Origin of the sequence: Rhizobium sp. Rhizsp42, assembly GCF_047304155.1 — a bacterium.
In the GTDB taxonomy this organism is placed as follows: Bacteria; Pseudomonadota; Alphaproteobacteria; order Rhizobiales; family Rhizobiaceae; genus Rhizobium.
On the sequence record NZ_JBGLYS010000029.1, the window covers coordinates 20,939 to 42,836 of the forward strand.

The window sequence follows — 21,898 nt, forward strand, 5'->3', positions numbered from 1 at the left end:
GGAAAGCACTGCGCTTTCCGGGTCTTTTTTGGTGTGGCGCAGGACGTTCAGGCGAAGTGGCCACGGCTGCTGCAAGAAATGCGGACCGGAATTTCGGATGCCTTGTTTAGATATTGTTAACCATGTTTGGAAAGGATGCAGTAACCGCACGATGCATCCCGATGTGCGCAACAGAGCGATCCCGGCTCACGACATTTCCCCCCGAGGAACGAATATGGCAGTCATCACATTTGCAAATACCAAGGGCGGCGCCGGGAAGACCACCGCTGTTCTGTTGCTGGCCACCGAGCTTGCCCGCAAGGGCTACCGGGTCACCATTCTCGATGCCGATCCGCAGCACTGGATTTCGCGCTGGCACGAAATCTCCGGCCACGTGCCCAACGTCTCCGTGATCGATTTCGTGACCTCGGCATCGCTGCCGCAGCATATTTCCGAAAACAAGCACAACACCGACTATTTCATCATCGACCTGCCGGGCGCCCGCAATCCGATGCTGGCCACGGCGATCGGTCTCTCGGACCACGTTCTGATCCCGATCCAGGGCTGCGCCATGGATGCACGTGGTGGGGCACAGGTGCTGGAGCTGCTGCAGTATCTCGATGAGAAGGCCGGTATCCGCATCGGTCACTCCGTGGTGCTGACGCGCGTCAACTCGATGGTGACGACACGGGCGCTCGCGATCGTGAAGACGCTGCTCAACCAGCGGCAGGTGCCGGTGCTCGATACCGCGATCATCGAGCGTTCGGCCTTCCGCGATATCTTCGATTGCGGTGGCACGCTGCACACGCTCGATCCGGCCCGCGCCAGCAACCTCGACAAGGCGCGCGAGAACGCCCTCTGTTTCGCCGAGGAGATCATGCGCAAGTTGCCGGTGAGACTGCCTGCCGCGGCGCGCATGACCGGTCCGCTGATCCGTTCGGCTGCCTGATCACTCATTTTATGATTGAAAATGCGCCCCGGTCCGCTGGGGCGCATTTTCATTGATGCAAGATCGGTCTCCTCGTTTCGACGCGACCATGTATCTCTGCATCACTGCCTGTTTTTCCCTCAGGTGGGTATCACCCGAAAAGGGTAATTTTCGTTGTTTCCAGAAGCTTTACACTGGTAACCTCGCCTGCGATGCGGGTACTTGCCGGGGGAACAATGATCGTCGCTGAAGATACCTATGACAGTCTGGTCGACACCATCTACGGTGTCATTTTCGGCGAGGCCACCTGGGACATGTTTCTTGGTCGGTGGAACGAGATCGTTCCCGGCGGCAAGACCACGTTGTTCTACCACGACCCGATGCGGGCGGAGGGCGCGTCTCATATAGACAAGGGTTTCAGCGATGAATGGGTCGAAAGTTATTCTGATCATTTCGCGAGCATAAACCCCTGGGCGCCGGCCATGAGCGTGATGCCGATGTGGCGCGGCTTCCTGTCCGAGGAGTTGCTGCCGCGTGAGCAGTTCGTGAAGACAGAGTTCTACAACGACTTCTGGAAGCAATGCGGCGAGACCGCCATCGGCATGGCGCTGGTGAAGCGTGACGGCCGGATGTTCAATATCTCGAGTTCGATCGCAAACGGCGGACCGGAGGACAACAGGGTTTACGCCGATACCTTCACCCGGCTTGCGCCGCATCTGCACCGGGCGGTGCGCTATTTTGAGGCTGGAAAGGGCGAAAAAAGCGCCGATGAGCTCGGTGGTCGACTGTTCGACGCGATCGGCGTTGGCGTCCTATTGGTCGGGGACGGCGGCAAGCTGCTGTCGGCCAGCGCGGTCGGTGAGCAGGCGCTGACCGAGGGGCGGTCCGTGCGGCTCGATCTGCAGGGAAAGGTCTGGCTCGCCGATGCCGACGCCAATGCGTGCCTCGGTCGATTGCTGTCGCAATGGCGTGACGGCGAGCGGCAGCAGGTGCTTGATGTGAACGGCGTCAAGCTTACCCTCGTTCGTCTGCAGAAGAGTGCCCGCATTCAATTCTTCGATGCGCCGAGCATCGCGATCATCATCGAACCATCAGCCAAGCCCGTGGCGATGGATGTGCCGGGGCTTGGCGGCAAGTTCGGGCTGACCAGGGCAGAAATGAAGATCATGCAGGGGCTGCTGCATGGATCGTCGATCACCGATATCGCCATCGAGAGCAATCGGTCGCGCGAGACGATCCGCAGCCAGCTGAAGTCGGTATTTGCGAAAACGGGCGTCAATTCGCAGTCGGAATTGTTGCGGCTCGTCTATTTCAGCGAACGGGCGCGCCGCAACAACTAACGCTTTGGCAATAGCGTGTGATCAGTCGACGAACTCGACGGTGACGCCGGGCTTGACCATCTTGGCGAGCTCCGTGGCGTCCCAGTTGCTCAGGCGGATACAGCCGTGGCTCTGGGTGCGGCCGATCTTCGAGGGTTCGGGCGTGCCGTGAATGCCGTAGGTGGGCTTCGACAGCGCCATCCACACGGTGCCGACAGGGCCGTTCGGGCCCGGCGGTATGTTGAGGATCTTGTCGTTGGCGCCCTGCTGGAAGTTGATCTTCGGATTGTAGGTATAGCCCGGATTGAAGGCGACGCGCTCGACCGTCACCGTGCCCGAAGGCGAGGGCGTGTCGGTGGAGCCGATCGAGGCCGGGTAGGCGGAGATCAGGTTGCCGGAGGCGTCATAGGCGAAAACCTGCTTCTTGCCCTTGTCGGCGATGATGCGGGCCACACTGCCGGTCTTGACCTCACCGGGATTGACCACCTTGATGATGGTGCCGGGGACGGTGAAGTCGGCGCCTGCGTTCAGCTCCTTCAGGAAGCCTTCGTCCATGTGGAAGCGTTCGGCCAGAGCCTCCGTGACGGAGGTGAAGGCAAGCGAGGTCATCTGCGACTTGTGCGCATAATCCTCGGGGATTTCGGCCACGTAAGGGCCGGCCGCGTCTGCGGGCGTGATGGTGTAGCTGACGACAGGCAGGCCGCCGGACATGCGCAACTGCTCAAGGATCGCGTCGGTATTGTTCGGATCGAGCGTTTCGCCGGTCATCTGCTCGTAGGCGTAGACGGCCTTGGTGACGTTGGCGCCCATGTGGCCATCGATGGCGCCAGGCGAAACGCCAGCGCGGTCGAGGAAGACCTGCAGGGCGACGATCTCGGATTTCGACTTGTTCTTCAGCGTGATGACGGGATCGGCCGGACGGGTCGGCTGGGTGACCTGCGGCTGCTGCTGGTCAGGATCGATCGATGCGTAGTCGCCGTCATTCTGCGGATAGGGCTGATCCAGCTGCTGGCGATCAATCGATGCCTCGCGCGGGATGGCGCCCGTGACCGCACCGCGCTCGGAATAGCGCGTGTCGCCGTACTGGTCTTCGCTGTAATAGGGGTCGTTGTTGTAGACATCGCGGCCGTAGACCTGGCGCGAGGGCGGCGGCGGATAGTAGCCGCGCGAACGCGCTTCGGTGGCGATGATGTTGCCGTAGCCGTCGACCAGCACGCGGTTGCCGGCGCGATCGCGGGTGTAGCCGCTGCCTTGAGGCATGTAATCGAGGATCTCGCCGTTCGGTGTGACGAAGACGACGCTGCCCTGGCGGCGATATTGTTGCGCGGACGCATCCTGAACCGCAGCCGACATGGCCAGCACGATAACGGTCCCAGATAATGCCGATTTCAGAAAGCGATTCACGTCTTCGTATCCTTCAGTGACTTGGCGACACACACCCGCGAATTTTGACGCTAGTGTGGAATTTATGAAATCGTGCTGAACAAAAAATGAAAAAACCAATAAATTTCCCTTTACTCATAAACATTTGAGAGGGCCAGCTGGTTCCAATCAAAATCTCGTTGGCGGTGGCGACACCTTGGATTGACGAAACAGCGGGTGCCGCCTAACCCTACGGAAGTTCATTTTGAGGGGGAGACGGGATCATGATGGAATTCGCCGCAGCGACCGGGCCAAAGCTGATGCTGGACGAGACATCGCTGATGGATATCGGCGGCTGCGTGATTGAAGGCATCGATATCGCGCCGAAGGAGGCCGTTCCCGATGACGGAGATGCGCGCATTTCGCATTCGGTGCAAGGGTTCCTGTTTACCTGCGGGCCAGACCACATCCGCCATCGCGAACCGATCCCCGGCCGTTCCGACGGCAAGGTCTTTCCGCTGCACGGTTCGGCCGCTGGCCATGCCGCCAAGGTGCTCTGGACGAAGTTCGAAAACGGCAATGCGGAATGCCGCGCCGATATCGACATCGTGACCGTCGAAGGGCTGCCTGCCCGGATCGAGCGCCACTGGTTTATCGACGGCAAGACCGGCGAGGCGCATCTGAAGGACAAGGTGATCAACACCAGCGACCAGACCGTGCCGACGTTCCTGATGTATCATATGAACATCGGCGGCAAATGGTTCGACGAGGGCACGCGGCTCGAAGGCGCAATGCTTGAGGGCGGCGGCTTCCCCTGGCGTTTCGGCAAGGATGGCGGCGATATCTTCTGCGTGGAAGCGCCGGCGACGCGCGATGGCCTGGCGGAAGTGCGGCTTGGGCCGATGGCCTCAATCGGCGGCAAAACGCTGCGGGTGCGGGTGAAGGCCGATACGCTGCCGCATCTGCAGGTCTGGCGCAACCAGACGGCGCCGGCCGATGTGCTCGGCATCGAGCCGGTCTCGCATCGCTGGGTGCCGCGCGCGGAGCTTCAGGAAGCCGGTGAATTCAACATGCTCAAGCCCGGCGAAAGCCGCGAGTACGGGCTCAGCTTTGCTTTCGTCTAAGTGGCGGTTTTCACAGTGATCCGCGGTTGACGGCTTTGATCGGGCGGCGTAGTCATTCAGCCCATAATTTCAGGAGTATTTGCGATGGACATCCGCCAGATCGACGACGAATATTCGGTTTCCGGCCAGATCACGGTCGATGAGCTCGACGAGATCAAGGCCATGGGCTTCAAGTCCATCGTCTGCCATCGTCCGGACCAGGAAAGCATGGACCAGACCCCGTTCGCCGATATCGCGGCGCGGGCCAAGGAGCTGGGCCTCGAGATCGCTCACGTTCCCGTCGGCCCGATGGGCGTGACGGAAGAGGCTGTCGCCGGCATGGTCGACGCGCTCGACGAATTCCCGCGCCCGATGCTCGGCTACTGCCGCTCCGGCGCCCGCTCGACGGCGATCTATCAGACCCATCACATCCGCACCTGATCCAAGGCGCGGGCTGTAAAGTCCGGCGCTGCGCTTGAGGTGCGGCGCCTCTTTCATTTCATGACAAGGAGAATACCATGAGCATCAAGCGTATCGACGCCGGCGCCCGCATGAGCGGCGCGGTCATCCACGGCAACACCGTTTACCTCGCCGGCCAGGTTGGCGAAGGCGCAACCGTGACCGACCAGTGCAAGGACGCGCTCGGTGAAGTCGATCGCCTGCTGGCCGCTGCCGGCTCCGACAAGTCGAAGATCCTGCAGACGCTGATCTACCTCTCCGACATCTCGGACTTCGCCGAAATGAACGCTGCCTGGGAAGCCTGGGTCGACCCGGCCAACACGCCGGCTCGCGCCACCAGCGAAGCCAAGCTGGCCGCTCCGAAGTACAAGGTCGAGTTCATCGTTACGGCTGCGATCTAAGATCGTTTCCGTTGCGGTTTGAGAGCCGGTGAGCATGTGAACTGCCCCGGACGCTGGATATCTCCAGCGCCGGGGACAGCTCACGGTCTCACCGGCTTTTTGTTTGCGCGATTTCCGAGAGCGTGCGCGTCGGGGTGATCGCCTCCGGATCGAGCTTGATGTCGATGATAGCGGGCAGGCCGCTTTCGCGGGCGCGTTCGAAGGCGAGGGCGAAGTCCTCGGTCCTTTCCACCGTCTCGCCATGGCCGCCATAGGCGCGGGCAAGTGCTGCGAAATCGGGATTGGTGAGGCCGGTGCCGCTGACGCGGCCGGGATATTCGCGCTCCTGATGCATGCGGATCGTGCCGTACATGCCGTTGTTGATCAGAAGGGTGATGAACGGCAGCTTGTAGCGGATGGCGGTGGCGAATTCCTGGCCGTGCATGAGAAAGCAGCCGTCGCCGGCAAAGCAGATCACCTCGCGATCCGGAAACAGCGCCTTGGCGGCCACGGCTGAGGGGACGCTGTAGCCCATGGAGCCCGAGGTCGGGGCCGCCTGCGTGTTGAACTGGCGAAAGCGGTGGTAGCGGTGCTGCCATGTCGAATAGTTGCCGGCGCCGTTGGTGAAGATGGCGTCGGGCCGCGTGTTCTCTTCGATCCATGCCATGATCGGGCCCATATGGACGTCGCCGGGTCCCGTTTGCGGCGGCGTCGACCAGGCGAGATAGGCTTGATGCATGCGCTCGGTGCGATCCGCCCATCGCGCTTGCGTGGGTGCCTCGAGATCGGCAAGGGCTGCGACGAAGTCCTGCGGGCTGGCTGATATGGCGAGATCCGGGCGATAGATACGGCCGAGCTCGGACGGGTCTGGATGGATGTGGACGAGTTGTTGCTGCGGGTAGGGGATATCGATCAGCGTATAGCCCGAGGACGGCATTTCCGACATGCGGCAGCCGAGCAGGATCAGCAGATCGCTCTCCTTGATCTCCCGCGCCAGCTCCGGATTGATGCCGACGCCGATATCGCCGGCATAGCCAGGATGCAGATGATCGAACAGCATTTGCCGGCGGAAGGAGCAGCCGACCGGCAAGCTGAAGCGCCCGGCGAAGGTCTTGAAGTCGGCCACCGCATCGGCATCCCAGCGCGAGCCGCCGAGGATCACCATCGGGCGCTCGGCCTTCAGTAGGCGCAGATAGAAGTCGTCGACTTGGCTGCGGCCCGGATGAGCTTCGACGCGCGAGTAGCGCTTGGCGCGGGGCGCCTCGACCATGTCGCGCAGCATGTCCTCGGGCAGTGACAGGACGACAGGGCCGGGGCGGCCGGAGGTGGCGAGCGCGAAGGCGCGGGTGACGAATTCGGGGATGCGGGCCGCGTCGTCGATCTCGCCGACCCACTTGGCGTATTCGGTCAGCGCGCGGCGGAACTCGACTTCCTGGAAGGCTTCGCGCTCGCGGGCATCGCGCTGGACCTGGCCGATGAAGAGGATCATCGGGATCGAATCCTGCTTTGCGATGTGCAGTCCCGCGGTCGCGTTGGTGGCGCCGGGGCCACGGGTGACCATGCAGATGCCGGGCTCGCCGGTGAGCCGGCCCCAGGTGTCGGCCATCATCGCGGCGCCGCCCTCCTGGCGGCAGACGATGACCTCGATGTCGCTGTCATGGAGCGCGTCGAGGACGGCGAGGAAACTCTCGCCGGGAACGCAGGAGAGGCGTTTCACCCCATTTGCCTTCAATGCCTCGACGATCAGTTCTCCGCCTGTCCGTTTCATTTGTTCCCCTCCCATTGGATGAGTTCCGCAAGCACCCCCTCCTGGTGCTCTCCCAGTCTCGGACTGGGCCTTTCATAGCTGAGCGGCGTCCGCGACAGGACGACGGGCGTCCTGACACCGGGAATGACGGTGCCGGCGCTATCCTCAAGATCGATGCGCAGGCCGCGCGCGACGATCTGCGGATCGTTGAACATGTCCTCGATGGTGTTGATCGCGCCTGACGGCACGGCGTTCGCCTCGCAGGCGGAAAGAAGATCGGCCTTTGCCCATTTCAGCGTTTCGGTCGAGACCAGCCGTCTCACCTCGTCGCGATTGGCGACGCGGGCCTTGTTGGTGGCGAAGCGTTCGTCGTCGGCGATGCCTGGAAGATCCAGGATGGCGCAGAGTCGGCGGAACTGGCCGTCATTGCCGATGGCGAGGATGAGGTAGCCGTCAGCGGTGGGGACGACCTCGTAGGGTGAGATGTTGGGATGGGCGTTGCCGAGGCGTGTCGGCGGGCGGCCGGATATGAGGTAGTTCATGTTCTGGTTCGCAAGCACCGCCGACTGGACATCGAGCAACGCCATGTCGACCAGCTGGCCTTCGCCCGTCTTCAGCGCGTGGATGAGGGCCGCCTCGATCGCCGAGACCGCGTAGATGCCGGTGAAGATATCGGCGATGGCGACGCCCGCCTTCATCGGCTGTCCATCGGGCTCGCCGGTGATCGACATGAAGCCCGACATGCCCTGGACGATGTAATCGTAGCCGGCAAGGCCTGCATAGGGGCCTGTCTGGCCGAAGCCGGTGATCGAGCAATAGACGAGCTTGGGATTGATCTTGCGCAGGCTCTCGTAATCCAGCCCGTATTTGACGAGGCCGCCGAGCTTGAAATTCTCGATGACGACATCGGCCGTTGCGACCAGCCGGCGGACCAGCGCCTGGCCTTCCTCGCTGCGCAGATCGGCCACAATGGATCGCTTGCCGCGATTGGCGGCGTGGTAATAGGCGGCCGAGAGGTTCTCGCCATCGGCACTCTCGACGAAGGGGGGACCCCAGTGCCTCGTATCATCTCCGCCATCGGGGTTTTCGACTTTGATCACATCGGCGCCGAGATCGGCCAGCATCTGGCCGGCCCAGGGGCCGGCAAGCACACGCGCGAGCTCGATGACACGAATGCCTGTGAGCGGCGCTTTGTTAGGCTGGGTCTGCGTCATGTTCCTCCCACGATCAGATCAGGGTGCCCGCGTCTCCTCAGATGTATCGGATACGGGCTTCGATGCAAAGCGCCGCTCGCGCCAGATGATGTAGAAGCCGGAGCCCATGATGATCGATATGCCGAGCCATTTCAGCGCATCCGGGAAGTCGCCGAACACAAGCCAGGCGAAGGCCGTGGCCGAGACGATCTCGAAATATTGCAGTGGGGCCAGCGTCGAGGCCGGCGCCGAGCGATAGGCATAGACGCCGAAGATGCCGGCGATCGCGGCTGTGACGCCGACGCCGAGAAGATAGAGCCAGGCGCGGGTGTCGGGGATGACGGGGTCGAGTATATCGGAGCCGCTGCCATGGCCGAGATAGAGCAGGACGGCGCAGATGAGCAGGCCCCAGAGGCTCATGTGGAACTGCATGACCCACGGGTCTTCGCGCTGCGCCAGCGCCCGGTTCATCATCGCGGAAATGGCGATGCAGACCGCGCAGACGACGGGCAGAAGTGCGACATAACCGACCTCCTGGAAGCTCGGCTGGATGATGAGGATCGCGCCGAAAAAGCCGACGCCGCAGGCCGTATATCTGCGCCAGCCGATCTTTTCCTTGAGGAAGATGCTGCTCAGGATCGTCAGGATGATCGGCTCGACGAAGAAGATGGCGATGGCATCGGCGACCGCCATGTATTTCAGCGCGGTGACGAAGGAGATCATCGAGACGGTGATGATGGCACCGCGGATGGCGTGGAAGAAGCTCTGCTTCCAGGTGATGTCGGTGAGGTTTCCGCGCCAGAGGACGATGGGCAGCATGCAGAGCGCCTGCAGGCCGAAGCGCGCCGCGGTGATCTGGCCGGACGGGACCGTGCTGATGGCAAGCTTGGAAAAGATGTCGATGATGGGCGACAGCAGCACCGAAATGAACATCAGGATCAGCCCCATCATCACTTCCGATGGGGTGTTGCTGGTGCCGGGTGCCGCGTTGCTGCTCATGACGGAATTCTCTGATTGGGGTAGGGGACCGGGATCAGCCGTTCACCGGCCGAGAGCTTGCCTGATCGCACCAATCGGCGAATGCCGATATGGCGGCGTCGGCGCCGATCTCGTTCAAGGTCTCGTGGCGCATGTCCTGATATATCTCAGTGCTAATACGGGAGAAGCCATGGGTTTTCAAATGGTTTGACAGCCAGAGAATGGCTTTTCCATTCTCCGTCGCCGGATCCTGGCCGCCGCCGACCAGATGGATCGGCGTCTCGGTCGGCAGGCGGGCGAGATGTTCTTTTTGCGGCGCCCGGAACGTCAGTTCGAAGAGGTCGAGCCAGAGCGAGACGGAGGCGCCGAAGCCGCAGAGCGGATCGGCCACATACTTGTCGACCTCTTCGGGGTCGCGCGACAGCCAGTCGAAATCCGTGCGGCGGTTGGCGACCGATTTCGCCCAGGTGCCGAAGGTCAGCTTCGGCAGCAGGTCGCTCGGGACATCGGAGCCTTTGAGCGCCCGCTCGATCAAGAGGATCGCCTGCGCGGCGCGGCCGGCGAGGCCGGGGTTGAAGTTCGAATTCCAGACGGCGACGGCGTCGAATTTTCGCGGGTAGGTGACGGCCGCGTTGAGGGCGATCAGCCCGCCCATGGAGTGGCCGAAAAGAATGATCGGCAGGCCCGGATGCTCGGTCGCGGCTTCGTCGCGCATCGCCTCGATATCGTCGACGACGTAGCTCGCGCCATTACGCCTTGCGAAGCGACCGATCGGCGCGTCCGGCGCGGTGGTCTCGCCGTGGCCGCGATGGTCGTGGGCGTAGACGTGGTAGCCGCGTGCAGCCATTATCTCCGCGAAGTGCTGGTAGCGTTTCGAGTGCTCGGCCAAGCCGTGGCTGATCAGCAAAATGCCGCGCTCAGTGCCTTCGGGCTGCTGATAGTGATAGGCGAGGGACGCGCCCGCATGGTCGAGGCGCCGGGTATCTGCAAACATGATTTCCTCCGTGGCGGGAGAAGACCAGAACATCCGCCAAATGCAACAGGCAGGGCGGGTTGTGCCGGAGATTTTCGCTTGCCTCGTTTTGCCGCTTGCCCGCTGATGCGTCGTGTGCTTTGATGTTCATGAATTGTTCCTTCATGGGGATGGGTATGGGCAATCTCGGTTTTCGCGTCATCGCATTGTTCCTATTGTCGATCATGGCCGTCCCGGCCTTGGCGCAGGAGGGCGGCGGGCGCACGCGCTTCATTCTCGCGGCCAGCTGGCAACCGGCCTTCTGCCAGACCAACCAGCGCAAGGCCGAATGCGCCAGCCAGGGCAGCGACCGCTACGACGCCAAGAACTTCTCGCTGCACGGGCTTTGGCCGATGCGCAAGGATTATTGCGGCGTTTCCGACGCCGATCGCTCCGCCGACAAGGATGGCGACTGGAGGGACCTGCCGGACGTAAAGCTCTCGGCCGAGACGAAGGCATCGCTCGATAAGGTCATGCCCGGCACGCAATCGGCGCTTGAGCGGCATGAATGGACCAAGCACGGCACCTGCACCGGCATGAGCGCCGACGCCTATTTCGGGGATGCCGTGCGGCTGATCGAAGATCTGAACGGATCCGCCGTCCAGGAACTATTCGCCGCCAATATCGGCAAGTCACTGACTGGAGATGCGATCAAGGCGGCCTTCGACAAGAGCTTCGGCCCCGGCGCCGGCGACCGGGTAAAGATGAGCTGCCGCCGCGCCGGCAACAACCGCGTCATCAGCGAATTGACGATCGGGCTTTCAGCGGATGCGACGGATGGGAAGGGCAGGGATCTCGGCGATCTTATCCAGGGCGCGGGGCGGACATCCTTCGGCTGCAACGAGGGGATCGTCGACGCGGCGGGATTTTGAGGTCGTAGGATAATCTCAATTTTTGACGTCTATCGTCTCTGGCTGGTGGTGACCAATAGCATGAGTGGCGACTGATGTCCGAGATGGTGGCATGTGAAAGCGATCAGACTGCTGCAGGCGAGATGCCGTTATGGCGCATGTTCCTGATCGTTTACGCGACCGCCCTGGCAATGGTGCTGTTCGATCTCGTTGATGGGATAAGGTTCGTCAGCGATATCGACGATCAGTTGCGCGAACTCCAGATCCGGCACCTGATGTCCCCGCAGGGGCACTGGTTCGATCTGTCGCTTCCCTTCATCTCGATGCCGGCGACTTACGTGTCGCCATGGTCACGGCTGGTCGATCTCCCTTATGTCGCAATCGCCTGGTTGCTGCAGCCTTTCATGCCGACCGCGCAGACGCTCTCCGTTGCCTTCCAGGTCTGGCCGCCGATGTTGCTCTCGCTCTGCTGCCTGCTGGTCGCAACGACTGCACGGCGCCTGCTTGCGGGGTTCTCGCTGACGGAAACGACGCTCACGCTGTCGTTGATGCTCGCCACCGTTCTCATGAGCATGGGCGTGCTGGAGTTCACGCCGGGGCGCATCGATCACCATAACGTCCAGATCGTCGCTCTCATGATGATCATCGCGGGGCTGGTGCGATGGGATCGGGCAGGGGGGCTGATGATCGGTGCGGGTGCCGCGATCTCGACGGTGATCGGTCTCGAGTGTCTTCCGCTCGTCGTGATCGCCTATGCCGGGCTCGTTGTCTGCTACATCGGAAATGTCGCCGGGGTGCGCACCGTCCTTGTCGCCGCATCCGTCTCGATGGTGATCGTCACGCTTGTGTCCGCCATGGCGTTCCTCGGCCCCGCCGCTGCCGTTTCGACGCAATGCGACGCCTTCTCCGCCCCTTACATTTTCCTGCTGTCGGCATTCTCCATGGTTCTCGGTGCGGGGGTGGCGATCCAGAGTGACCGCGCGGGGCCTTTCATGCGGCTCCTTGCCCTGGCAATTCCGGCCGTCGCCGTTCTGGTCGTCGCCGCCTACCTTTTTCCATCCTGCATTTCTGGGCCCTACGGCATCATCGACCCGGTGTCGCGGGAGCTGTGGTTCGACCGGGTATGGCAGGAAAAAAGCATCCGGTATTTCTACGAGAACGGTCAATATGATCTGTTGCTGCTCCTGGCATTGACGGCTGCCGTCGGCGCTTATGTCGGTCCGCTGGTGCTGTTCAAAATGCGGGAGCGGTCATTCGGACCAGCAATCGCCTATCTCATGGCGTTGGGCGCCCTCGTTCTCACCTTATTCGTGACGCGCAACATTCGCTTTCCGATCGCGCTGATGCCTGTGTTCCTTCCCGCCGTCATCGCGACGATGACAATGAAATCGCCGGCCTTCGACAAAATGTACCGGCTTTCCGCGATTGCCGCTGCTGCGGTTGCCGCCGCGCTTTGTGTCTTCTTCGTGCTGGTGCCGTCGGTTCAGCATAAATTCGACGAGGTCGACTATATGGTGGCGAGCGAGTGCGAGCGGCAGGATTTCTCCGTGCTTCAAACCGTCCCGCCGGGCCGCGTCGCCGCGCCGCAAGGGATCGCCATGCCTCTGATCCTTGCGGCGCCATCGGGCTTTTCGGTCGCCGCCATGCCGTTCCATCGTGCCTCGCCCGGAATGAAGCGGATCTTCCAGGCGTTCATGACCTCGGACCCGCAGCTGCGCCGCGAAGCGCTGGCGCCTTTCGACTATGTCGCCGTCTGCCGCTTTCCTCTCGAAGCCGATCCGAAGCAGGCGCCGCTTTATGCCGCATTGGCGCGTGGGGATGGCTGGCCGGGGCTGGAGCGGGTCAATCCGCCCACACGCAGCGATTTCCAGCTTTTCCGGATCGATCACGCCGCCTTGCAATAGAGCGGGCTGACTTTCAGGCGCAAACTGCGGGTGATCGGCGACAAAGCGGGTGGATTTTGCCGCTGGCGCGTTGCCCCCGGGCGCCAATTCGCCTACATAGCGGCAAACCAATTTCCCCCGGAGCAGAATTACCGATGGCACGTCAGTTCATCTACCACATGTCGGGACTGAACAAGTCCTACGGCGCCAAGAAGATCCTCGAAAACGTCAACCTGTCGTTCTACCCGGATGCCAAGATCGGTATCCTCGGCCCGAACGGCGCCGGTAAGTCGACCGTGCTGCGCATTATCGCCGGCCAGGACAAGGAATTCACCGGGGAAGCCTGGCTCGCCGAAGGTGCGACCGTCGGCTACCTCGAGCAGGAACCGCATCTCGATCCGGCCAAGAACGCCTTCGAAAACGTCATGGAAGGCGTGGCCGACAAGCAGGCCGTGCTCGACCGCTACAACGAACTGATGATGAACTATTCCGACGAGACCGCCGACGAAGGCGCCAAGCTCCAGGACATCATCGACAGCCAGAACCTCTGGGACCTCGAACAGCAGGTCGAGATGGCGATGGAAGCGCTGCGCTGCCCGCCGAAGGATGCCGACGTCACGCTGCTTTCGGGTGGTGAGCGTCGCCGTATCGCGCTCTGCCGCCTGCTGCTCTCGCAGCCGGACCTGCTGCTCCTCGACGAACCGACCAACCACCTCGACGCCGAGACCATCGCCTGGCTTGAAAAGCACCTGCGCGACTATCCGGGCGCCGTGATGATGATTACCCACGATCGCTACTTCCTCGACAACGTCACGGGCTGGATTCTCGAGCTCGACCGCGGTCGCGGCATTCCTTACGAAGGCAACTACTCCGCTTACCTGCAGGCGAAGGCCAAGCGCATGCAGCAGGAAGCCCGCGAAGAAGCCGGCCGCCAGAAGGCGCTGTCGCGTGAACAGGAATGGATCGCTTCCAGCCCGAAGGCTCGTCAGGCGAAGTCGAAGGCTCGTATCAAGGCCTACGAACAGCTGGTCGATGCGGCTGAGAATATCCGCCCCGGCGACGCGCAGATCATCATCCCGGTCTCCGAGCGTCTCGGCCAGGTGGTTATCGAGCTCGAAGGCATCAACAAGGGCTTCGAAGGCCGCACGCTGATCAACGATCTCACGATCAAGCTGCCGCCTGGCGGTATCGTCGGCATCATCGGCCCGAACGGCGCCGGCAAGTCGACGCTGTTCAAGATGATCACCGGTCAGGAAAAGCCGGATGCCGGCTCGATCCGTATCGGTGATACCGTTCATCTCGGTTATGTCGACCAGAGCCGCGATGCGCTTGACGGCAACAAGACCGTCTGGGAAGAAATCTCGGGCGGCGCCGAAGTCATCAAGCTCGGCAAGTTCGACATGAACTCGCGCGCCTATTGCGGCGCCTTCAACTTCAAGGGCGGCGATCAGCAGCAGAAGGTCGGCAATCTCTCGGGTGGTCAGCGCAACCGCGTTCATCTCGCCAAGATGCTGAAGGCCGGCGGCAACGTTCTGCTGCTCGACGAACCGACCAACGACCTCGATACGGAAACGCTCGGTGCGCTGGAAAGCGCGCTCGAAGCCTTCGCCGGCTGCGCCATCATCATCAGCCACGATCGCATGTTCCTCGACCGCCTTGCGACGCATATCCTCGCCTTTGAAGGTGACGGCCATGTCGAATGGTTCGAAGGCAACTTCGAAGACTACGAAGAAGACAAGGTTCGCCGCCTCGGCCCCGACGCGCTGAACCCGGGCAGCCAGGCCTACAAGCGCCTGACGCGATAAGCCTTTGCTCAGAAGAGTGATTGGAGAAAAAGCCCCGGTTCGCCGGGGCTTTTTTGTGAGAGCCGATGTCGCGATTTGCGCAGGGAATTTCGTGAACCGATCGAAATCCCGCTTGCACGACCAAATCATTTCACATAAAGATATCTTTATATGTTGATTGGATCGGATATGGGTGAACCCGTCAGGCTAGGTTTGGATGCGTTGGTGGACGTGCTGCGGGCGGCGGGCGAGCCGACGCGCTTGCGTCTTCTGGCGCTGCTGGCCGCCGGCGATGTGACCGTGACCGATCTTACCGAAATTCTCGGCCAATCCCAACCGCGTATCTCGCGCCATCTCAAGCTGCTTGGCGAAGCCGATCTCATCGATCGCTATCAGGAGGGCGCCTGGGCCTATTTCCGGCTGCGGCAGGAGGGGAAGGCGGCGAGCTTCGTGCGCAATCTTCTGGCGCATGCCTCCGACAACGATCCTGTCATCCTGCGCGATGGCGAGCGGCTCGATGCCGTCAAGCGCCAGCGCTCGGAGCGGGCGCAGGCCTATTTCAGCCGCAACGCCGCCGAGTGGGACGAACTTCGCCGCCTTCACGCGGCCGACGAGGAGGTCGACGCCGCCGTGATCCGGCTGCTCGGCAGCCAGCCGATCGATTCGCTGCTCGATCTCGGAACCGGCACCGGCCGCATCCTGGAGCTTCTGTCGGGGCTCTATCGCCGCGCGATCGGCGTCGATGCCAGCCGCGACATGCTGAGCGTCGCCCGCGCCAATCTCGACCGTACAGGCATCACCAAGGCCTCGGTGCGCCATGCCGATATCCTGAACCTGCCTTTCGAGGCGCAGGATTTTGACCTGGTGACGATCCATCAGGTCCTGCACTTCTTCGACCAGCCGGAAATCGCCATCGGGGAAGCGGCGCGCATGCTGCGCCCGGGCGGACGGCTCGTCATCATCGATCTGGCGCCTCACACGCTGGAATATCTTCGTGACGACCACGCGCATGTGCGTCTCGGCTTCTCGCACCAGTCGATGACCGACTGGCTGCGCAAGGCGGGGCTCGATATCGAGCAGGTCGTCGATCTTCATCCGGGGCACGAGAGCGGGCAGGGACTTACGGTCACCATCTGGCTCGCGCGCGACCCCAGGCGCCTGATGGCCTCCGCCGAGAGCGATCACGCCGCACCCACATTTGCCGGGAGAGACTGACATGGCTTTGAACCAGGACGCGCGCAACAGGATCGGCATCTCGTTCGAGTTCTTTCCGCCGAAGTCGGAAGAGGCCGAGGGGCAGCTCTGGAAGACCGTCAGCGAGCTGCAGGACTGGAACCCTGACTTCGTGTCGGTGACCTATGGCGCCGGCGGTACGACCAAGGCGCCGACGCTGGCAACCGTGTCGCGCTTCATCAGCTCCACGCCGCTTGCCACGGCCTCGCACCTCACCTGCGTGGGCGCCACCAAGGAAGAGACGCACAGCGTCGTCGAGAGCTTCCGCAAGGCCGGTGTGAAGCACTTCGTGGCGCTGCGTGGCGATACGCCCGATGGCGTCGGCGCGCCCTACACGCCGCATCCGGGTGGCTACGCCAACGCCTCCGAGCTGGTCGCCGGCCTGCGCGAGCTTGGCGATTTCGAAATCTCGGTTTCGGCCTATCCGGAAAAGCATCCTGAAAGCCGCGATGTTGCCGCCGATATCGACATGCTGAAGCGCAAGGCCGATAACGGCGCCAACCGGGCGCTGACGCAGTTCTTCTTCGACAACGACAATTTCGAGCGCTACCTGGAGAAGGTGCGGGCGGCCGGGATCACCATTCCCGTCGTTCCCGGCATCATGCCGATCATGAACCTGACGCAGCTGAAGCGTTTCGCGGGTGCCTGCGGCACTGTCATTCCCGCGTTTCTCGATGAGCGCTTCGAGGGCTATGACGACAAGCCGGAAGAGCGCGCCAAGGTCGCGGCCGAAGTCGCTGCCGAGCAGATCGAGGATCTGGCCCGTCGCGGTATCTCGGATTTCCATCTCTATACGATGAACCGCTCGCCGCTGGTCTCGGCCGTTCTGACGAACCTCGGCTTCAAGCGCAACGCCGCCAAGAGCGCGGGTGCTGCCGCCTGATCAAGGCGACGTTTACAGTCTATCGAACAGAAAAAGCGCAGACCACGATGGCCTGCGCTTTTTCTGTTTCATGAACTCTGCGCTATCTAGGAGTTTCGGCATAGTCCGTTTGAAGCGGCATCCTGTGTCAGATGAAAAGCATCGACAGCACGAAAAGAAACGCCGCACCGATCAAAAGGACATTCAAGGATCGTGTCAGTCCCATGTCTGTCTCCTCGCGTTAACGAGCTGATAATATGTCGGGACTGTGGCAGTTGGAAAGCGCTTTTTTTGCTGCGATGCGGCGAAAATGTCACATCTCCCACTGGTGACAAAAGCTACTTCGCTGAATCTTCACGACAAAATCGGTCGGAAAAATATTCACACATTTTAACGGAGCGTAAAAAAGGGCGACCCGCCGTTTACGCCTGTGGCGGATTGCAGGCGCGGTGCAGGCCGCTGAAAACACTCGCGAAATCGGAAAACGAAAAAGCCGGGCGCTTGGCCCGGCTCTTGTCGTCGTTTTCGGCTCTCTCGCGGGCGCTCAGAGCGCGTTGAGGAGGGCAGGCGTTGCCCAGCCGTCGGCCGGCATGCCGAGGCGCTGCTGCTGCTTCTGGATGGCGACGCGGGTGCCGGAGCCGAGGATGCCGTCGATGGCGCCGACGTCGTGGCCCATCGTGTCGAGCTTGGTCTGCAGTTCCTTCATCTGGTCGTTGGTCAGGCCCTGCTCAGGCGTGCCCTTGAGATAGGGCTCGGCGCCGGAGAGGCGGGTCGCGAAATAGGCGGCCGAGGTCGTGTAGATGAAGGACTTGTTCCACTCGAGATAGATGCCGAAGTTCGGATAGGCGATGAAGGCCGGTCCGAGGCGGCCCTGCGGCAGGACGAGATCGCCGCGCAGCGTGCCGAAGCTGGTGTCGCCGTTGCGCGGCTTGACGCCGAGCGCGAACCATTCACCCGCCGTCATCGTGCCGCCGAGGCCCGACTTCTCGAAGGGCAGATCCTGCGGGATGGTGACTTCCTGCAGCCAGGGCTGGCCCTTCTGGAAGCCGAGGTGCTGGATGAACTTGGCGGCGGTCAGGATGGCATCAGGGCCGCTCTGCTTCAGGCGCACATGGCCATCGCCGTCGCCGTCCATGCCGTAGGCGATGATATCGCGCGGCAGCATCTGCACCTGGCCGATTTCGCCGGCCCAAGCGCCGGTGTTTGTTTCAGGGTCGAGGTCGCCGTGCTGGACCATCTCGATCAGCGCGATCAGCTGCGGGCGGAAGAGCTCCGGACGGCGGCAATCATGAGCGAGCGTCACGAGCGCGTTGCGGGTGTTGAAATCGCCCTGCACGGCACCGAAATCGGTCTCCATCGCCCAGAAGGCGGTGATGACGCCCGGGGGCACGCCGTATTCCTGTTCGGCGCGGGAAAAGACGTCGGCGAACTGCTTCATCTTCTGGCGACCGATGTCGAGGCGGGCCTGGCTGACGGTGCGCTGCGAGAATTCGAGGAAGGTCTGCTTGAACACGCCCTGGGCGCGGTCGCGGCTCAGCACCTTCGGGTCGATCGCAGCACCTGCAAGCGCCTTGTCGGCGGCCTCTGCCGAGGCACCGGCTGCAATCGCCTCGGCCTTGACGCCGGCGAGGAAGGTGGAGAGATCGCCGTCACATGCGACAGCCGGCGCGGCGGGGGCTGCCGCCGTCGCGGGCGCCTGACCGGCCGGTGCGGCCGGGGCCGGTGTTTGCGCTGCCGCGCCGGTCGCCAGACCAGCGGCAAGGAGGAGAGCGAGCGCAGAACGGCTTGCAGGCGTGCGGTGCATGGAGTGTATCCTCGTCATTGCTTGAATTGCTGTCGATGTCCCAAATGATTGTGACAGAAGCAAGAAAGAAAACGGGACGTTACTAAGAATTCCTATCCTTGGATACGGCCGCGACCCAGTTATTCCAGTTCTTCGCCGAACCCGCGAACACGTTAATGTCAGTCGGGCCCTTGATCCCGGGGATCACGCCGGTCGAGGTGTACTGCCAGAAGGCCCAGCGACGGTTGGCGTAGGTGACCTCGGGGTGTTTCGCGACGGAGCGGACCCAGAAGTGATAATCCTGGAAATAGCCGTCCAGATTTTCGCGATGGAAGTCGACCGAGGTGTAGATGATCGGGCGCTTGCCGTAATAGGCCTCAAGCCTGTCCATGAAGCGCTTGATCTCCGAGCGCACGGTCTCGGGATCGGGACGTGTGCGGCAGGTCTTCGATTCACCGTTCCACTCGACATCGAGCACCGGCGGCAGCTTCATGGATTCCTTCGGCACGTTGCTGATGAACCAGTCCGCCTGTTCGTCGGCGGACGAACAGAAATAATAGAAATGATAGGGGGCGTGCGGAATGCCGACCTGACGGGCTTCCTGCCAGTATTCGCTGAAGCGTGGGTCGATGCGGTCCTTGCCCTCGGTCGCCTTGATGAAGGCGAAGTCGACGCCCGACTTGCGCACCGTCTGCCAGTCGATATCGCCCTGCCACTTGGAGATGTCGATGCCGTGGATGGCGTTTTGCTGCGGATGCTTAGGCCCGAAATCCTGCGGATCGGTGTCCTGGAAACGCATCTTCGGCTTTATCGAGGCGGTGGAGAGATAGTCATAGCCCGAGGAGGTGCAGCCAGCGAGCATAAGGGCAAGGGGCAATACGCTTAACAGAAGCCGGCGCATGGATGTTCCGTCGTGAACCGAATGATCTTTTTGCCCCACAGCCTGACCTTCGAATTGACGCGTCCAGCGCTAGATGCCCTCTCTATTCACCATATCAACGTAAAAAATCGGTTAGTTTCAAGCTAAATATTAGCGGGCCTTAATTATTATCGCGCGCCAGGCATAGCCGCCGCCGATCGTCTTGAAGATCAGCTGGGCATTTTCCCGGTCCGCCTTGGCCTGAAGGACCTCTCGCAGCGTCGCGCGCGGCGTGACGTGGAACTTGTCGAGCCAGGAGCGCAGCAGGGCGCGAAACCAGCCGGGCAGGCCTTCCTGCTGGCCGAAATCGACGATGTGCAGCTTGCCGCCGGGGGCAAGCGCTGCAAGCGATGCGTCGATCGCACGCTCCCAATCGGGGATCATCGACAGCGCGTAGGAGATCATCACCCGGTCGAAGCCATCGACGCCGAAATCGCGGGCGTTGAAGGCCGTGGCGTCGGCGACGCGGAAATCGGCTGAGGTGTTCAGCCCCGCGAAGGTCTTGCGGGCCGAGATCAGCATCTCCTGCGAGATATCGAGGCCGTAAAGCTTGGCCTCAGGATAATGCCTGTGGGCGAGCGCCAGGTTGCGACCGGTGCCGCAGCCGACCTCGAGCAGCGTGGCGCCCTTCTCAAGATCGAGATTGCGGATCGTCTGGTCGCGGCCAAGGAGGTAGTATTTGCGCGTCAGGTCATAGATATGGCGCTGGTAGCGGTACATGCCGTCCATCAGGTCGGCATGCTTCTCCGAGGGTGCGTCCACCGGGCTCATATCCGTCCGGCTCATGGCTTCTTCACATAGATGTGGAAGCCGCCGTAGATGGCCGAGCGGTCGAGCGCGGTCAGTTCGAGCGAGCGGTCCTCGAGATAGGTCCACTGGTCGCGGATGGCGGGCGACAGGCGGCCTTCGATGATGCTCTTTTCGGCGGCGGTGCGGAAGATGACGCGGGCGCCGTCGCGGGCGGTGCGTGAAATTTCCGACCAGACGTCGTTGAGCTGCTGATCCGTCATCCAGTCCTGCGCGTCGAGGAGGATATAGCGGTCGCGCGAGGCGGCCGGTTCGCCGGCAAGCAGCTCGGTGAAGCTTGCATGATGGACGCTGACGCGGTCGACATTGGCGCGGATCGCCTCGTAGTGCTCCGCCTTCAGGTAGGTCGGCAGGGGACCTTCGCCTTCATCGGCGTAGCGGCGGGCGAAAGCCTGCCAGGCGAAGTAGTTTTCCTGCATCGGGAAATGACAGGTGAGCTTTTCCAGGCGGTGACGGAGGACCGGCGCGATCGAATTGTCGGCCGCGAGGCTTGCGAGCTCATCATATTGCTGCGGCGGAATGCCGAGGCCGAAGAGCGAGCTCTTGCGGCTGGTGATCCAGCGCACGACGGGCTTTTCGAACAGAGGCGCGATCTTCTCGTCGAAGAGCTGGCGCTGTTCTTCCATCGTCTTCGCCTTGGCGACGCCGGTGAGGTCGATGCCGTGGACGCGGGCGAGGAGGTGGGCGGCGCCGATGAAGCGGCCGAGCAGGCCCGTCTTGTAGATGTTGCGGTCGAACACCGTGACGCGGCGGCGGCCGAACTTGCGGCCGTTCCAGTAGCTGCTCGTGGCTTCATCCAGATTGGCGGACAGGAAGCGATCGAAGGCCTGGCTGTTGGCGGACTGGTTCGGCCTTGCCAGGAAGCGAACGAGATCGGCATGGGCGGGAAGGTGGCGGAAGGCGCCGAGCTTCAGCTTGTTCAGCGCGATATGGTGCGGATTGAGATCGACTACGTCGATCGAAGCCGGGCTCTGCGAGAGATAGGCGAGCATGTTGCAGCCGCCGGAGCCGATGGTGACGATGCGGTGATGAGGCTCGAGCTCCATCGCCTTCATGTCGAGATCGGGATCTTCCCAGATCTGCGGATAGACGAGGCCGGAAAAGAGCAGCCCGAAAAGACGTTCGGACAGGCCCTCTTTCGAAAAGGCCTTGTGGCGGAGAAGAGCTGCCTTGAGTTTCCGGTTCTTGCGGAAGCCGGCATCCGGGGCAAATTCCGTCATAAGTGAGTCTCTCAACATTTAGCGTTCAGGGCGTTTAACGCGGCGGCGCTACAGTTTGATGACGTTGCCTGTGGGCGGCCTTGGCTGTGGACACCT

General features: G+C 62.1%; 19 protein-coding genes. 10 read left to right on the forward strand and 9 right to left on the reverse strand.

Annotated elements, in window-relative coordinates:
* Window positions 1-214 precede the first annotated feature (214 nt).
* Window positions 215-928 carry a ParA family protein gene (locus tag ACCD05_RS23430; protein ID WP_018897531.1) on the forward strand — a complete coding sequence of 238 codons (714 nt, stop codon included), beginning with the start codon at window positions 215-217 and terminating at the stop codon, window positions 926-928.
* 215 nt (window positions 929-1,143) lie between these two features.
* Window positions 1,144-2,247 (forward strand): helix-turn-helix transcriptional regulator, encoded by a 1,104-nt coding sequence (locus ACCD05_RS23435; RefSeq protein WP_413395682.1) that lies wholly within the window; start codon window positions 1,144-1,146, stop codon window positions 2,245-2,247.
* A gap of 21 nt (window positions 2,248-2,268) precedes the next feature.
* Here ACCD05_RS23435 and ACCD05_RS23440 read toward each other — a convergent pair whose 3' ends face one another.
* Window positions 2,269-3,630, reverse strand: coding sequence for a L,D-transpeptidase family protein (locus ACCD05_RS23440; protein WP_413395684.1), 1,362 nt, complete (start codon window positions 3,628-3,630; stop codon window positions 2,269-2,271).
* 242 nt (window positions 3,631-3,872) lie between these two features.
* Here ACCD05_RS23440 and ACCD05_RS23445 point away from each other — a divergent pair, with 242 nt between their 5' ends.
* The 3 genes from ACCD05_RS23445 (at window position 3,873) to ACCD05_RS23455 (ending at window position 5,551) form a co-directional block, all read left to right on the forward strand.
* Window positions 3,873-4,712 carry a DUF4432 family protein gene (locus tag ACCD05_RS23445; RefSeq protein ID WP_413395686.1) on the forward strand — a complete coding sequence of 280 codons (840 nt, stop codon included), beginning with the start codon at window positions 3,873-3,875 and terminating at the stop codon, window positions 4,710-4,712.
* 84 nt (window positions 4,713-4,796) lie between these two features.
* On the forward strand, window positions 4,797-5,132 hold the full coding sequence (locus tag ACCD05_RS23450) for a TIGR01244 family sulfur transferase (RefSeq protein ID WP_413395688.1): 336 nt from the start codon (window positions 4,797-4,799) through the stop codon (window positions 5,130-5,132).
* Window positions 5,133-5,209: 77 nt separating this feature from the next.
* Window positions 5,210-5,551, forward strand: a complete 342-nt coding sequence (locus ACCD05_RS23455) for a RidA family protein (RefSeq protein ID WP_112427250.1) — start codon at window positions 5,210-5,212, stop codon at window positions 5,549-5,551.
* Window positions 5,552-5,639: 88 nt separating this feature from the next.
* Here the strand turns inward: ACCD05_RS23455 and ACCD05_RS23460 are convergent, their stop codons facing one another.
* Genes ACCD05_RS23460 through ACCD05_RS23475 form a run of 4 tightly spaced genes read right to left on the reverse strand, consistent with a single transcriptional unit; the run spans window position 5,640 to window position 10,442 of the window.
* Window positions 5,640-7,298: a thiamine pyrophosphate-binding protein gene (locus tag ACCD05_RS23460; RefSeq protein ID WP_413395691.1), complete on the reverse strand. Its 1,659-nt coding sequence runs from the start codon at window positions 7,296-7,298 to the stop codon at window positions 5,640-5,642.
* Window positions 7,295-8,491 carry a CaiB/BaiF CoA transferase family protein gene (locus ACCD05_RS23465; protein WP_413395693.1) on the reverse strand — a complete coding sequence of 399 codons (1,197 nt, stop codon included), beginning with the start codon at window positions 8,489-8,491 and terminating at the stop codon, window positions 7,295-7,297. Before ACCD05_RS23465 ends, ACCD05_RS23460 begins: the two co-directional genes overlap by 4 nt.
* An 18-nt stretch (window positions 8,492-8,509) precedes the next feature.
* On the reverse strand, window positions 8,510-9,469 hold the full coding sequence (locus ACCD05_RS23470; protein ID WP_413395695.1) for a DMT family transporter: 960 nt from the start codon (window positions 9,467-9,469) through the stop codon (window positions 8,510-8,512).
* 34 nt (window positions 9,470-9,503) lie between these two features.
* Window positions 9,504-10,442 carry an alpha/beta hydrolase gene (locus tag ACCD05_RS23475; RefSeq protein ID WP_413395697.1) on the reverse strand — a complete coding sequence of 313 codons (939 nt, stop codon included), beginning with the start codon at window positions 10,440-10,442 and terminating at the stop codon, window positions 9,504-9,506.
* Between the two features lie 155 nt (window positions 10,443-10,597).
* Here ACCD05_RS23475 and ACCD05_RS23480 point away from each other — a divergent pair, with 155 nt between their 5' ends.
* The 5 genes from ACCD05_RS23480 to metF all read left to right on the forward strand — a co-directional run bounded on the left by ACCD05_RS23480 (window position 10,598) and on the right by metF (window position 17,094).
* Window positions 10,598-11,332: a ribonuclease T2 family protein gene (locus ACCD05_RS23480; RefSeq protein ID WP_413395699.1), complete on the forward strand. Its 735-nt coding sequence runs from the start codon at window positions 10,598-10,600 to the stop codon at window positions 11,330-11,332.
* Between the two features lie 74 nt (window positions 11,333-11,406).
* Window positions 11,407-13,215 carry a hypothetical protein gene (locus tag ACCD05_RS23485; protein ID WP_413395701.1) on the forward strand — a complete coding sequence of 603 codons (1,809 nt, stop codon included), beginning with the start codon at window positions 11,407-11,409 and terminating at the stop codon, window positions 13,213-13,215.
* A 134-nt stretch (window positions 13,216-13,349) separates the two neighbouring features.
* Window positions 13,350-14,999 (forward strand): energy-dependent translational throttle protein EttA, encoded by a 1,650-nt coding sequence (gene ettA, locus ACCD05_RS23490; RefSeq protein ID WP_047505839.1) that lies wholly within the window; start codon window positions 13,350-13,352, stop codon window positions 14,997-14,999.
* Between the two features lie 168 nt (window positions 15,000-15,167).
* On the forward strand, window positions 15,168-16,193 hold the full coding sequence (locus tag ACCD05_RS23495) for an ArsR/SmtB family transcription factor (protein WP_026282821.1): 1,026 nt from the start codon (window positions 15,168-15,170) through the stop codon (window positions 16,191-16,193).
* A 1-nt stretch (window position 16,194) separates the two neighbouring features.
* Window positions 16,195-17,094, forward strand: coding sequence for a methylenetetrahydrofolate reductase [NAD(P)H] (gene metF / locus ACCD05_RS23500; RefSeq protein ID WP_413395704.1), 900 nt, complete (start codon window positions 16,195-16,197; stop codon window positions 17,092-17,094).
* A 523-nt stretch (window positions 17,095-17,617) separates the two neighbouring features.
* On the opposite strand, the gene ACCD05_RS23505 is transcribed toward metF, so the two are convergent.
* From ACCD05_RS23505 to ACCD05_RS23520, 4 genes are all read right to left on the reverse strand, one after another.
* Window positions 17,618-18,877 (reverse strand): lytic murein transglycosylase, encoded by a 1,260-nt coding sequence (locus ACCD05_RS23505; RefSeq protein WP_413395705.1) that lies wholly within the window; start codon window positions 18,875-18,877, stop codon window positions 17,618-17,620.
* Between the two features lie 82 nt (window positions 18,878-18,959).
* Window positions 18,960-19,757, reverse strand: coding sequence for a GH25 family lysozyme (locus tag ACCD05_RS23510; protein WP_413395707.1), 798 nt, complete (start codon window positions 19,755-19,757; stop codon window positions 18,960-18,962).
* A 129-nt stretch (window positions 19,758-19,886) separates the two neighbouring features.
* The gene (locus ACCD05_RS23515; RefSeq protein WP_413395709.1) at window positions 19,887-20,561 is read right to left on the reverse strand and encodes a class I SAM-dependent methyltransferase; all 675 of its coding nucleotides are present in this window, start codon (window positions 20,559-20,561) and stop codon (window positions 19,887-19,889) included.
* The gene (locus tag ACCD05_RS23520; RefSeq protein WP_413395710.1) at window positions 20,558-21,802 is read right to left on the reverse strand and encodes a DUF3419 family protein; all 1,245 of its coding nucleotides are present in this window, start codon (window positions 21,800-21,802) and stop codon (window positions 20,558-20,560) included. The genes ACCD05_RS23515 and ACCD05_RS23520 overlap by 4 nt, the downstream gene beginning before the upstream one ends.
* Between the last annotated feature and the right edge of the window lie 96 nt (window positions 21,803-21,898).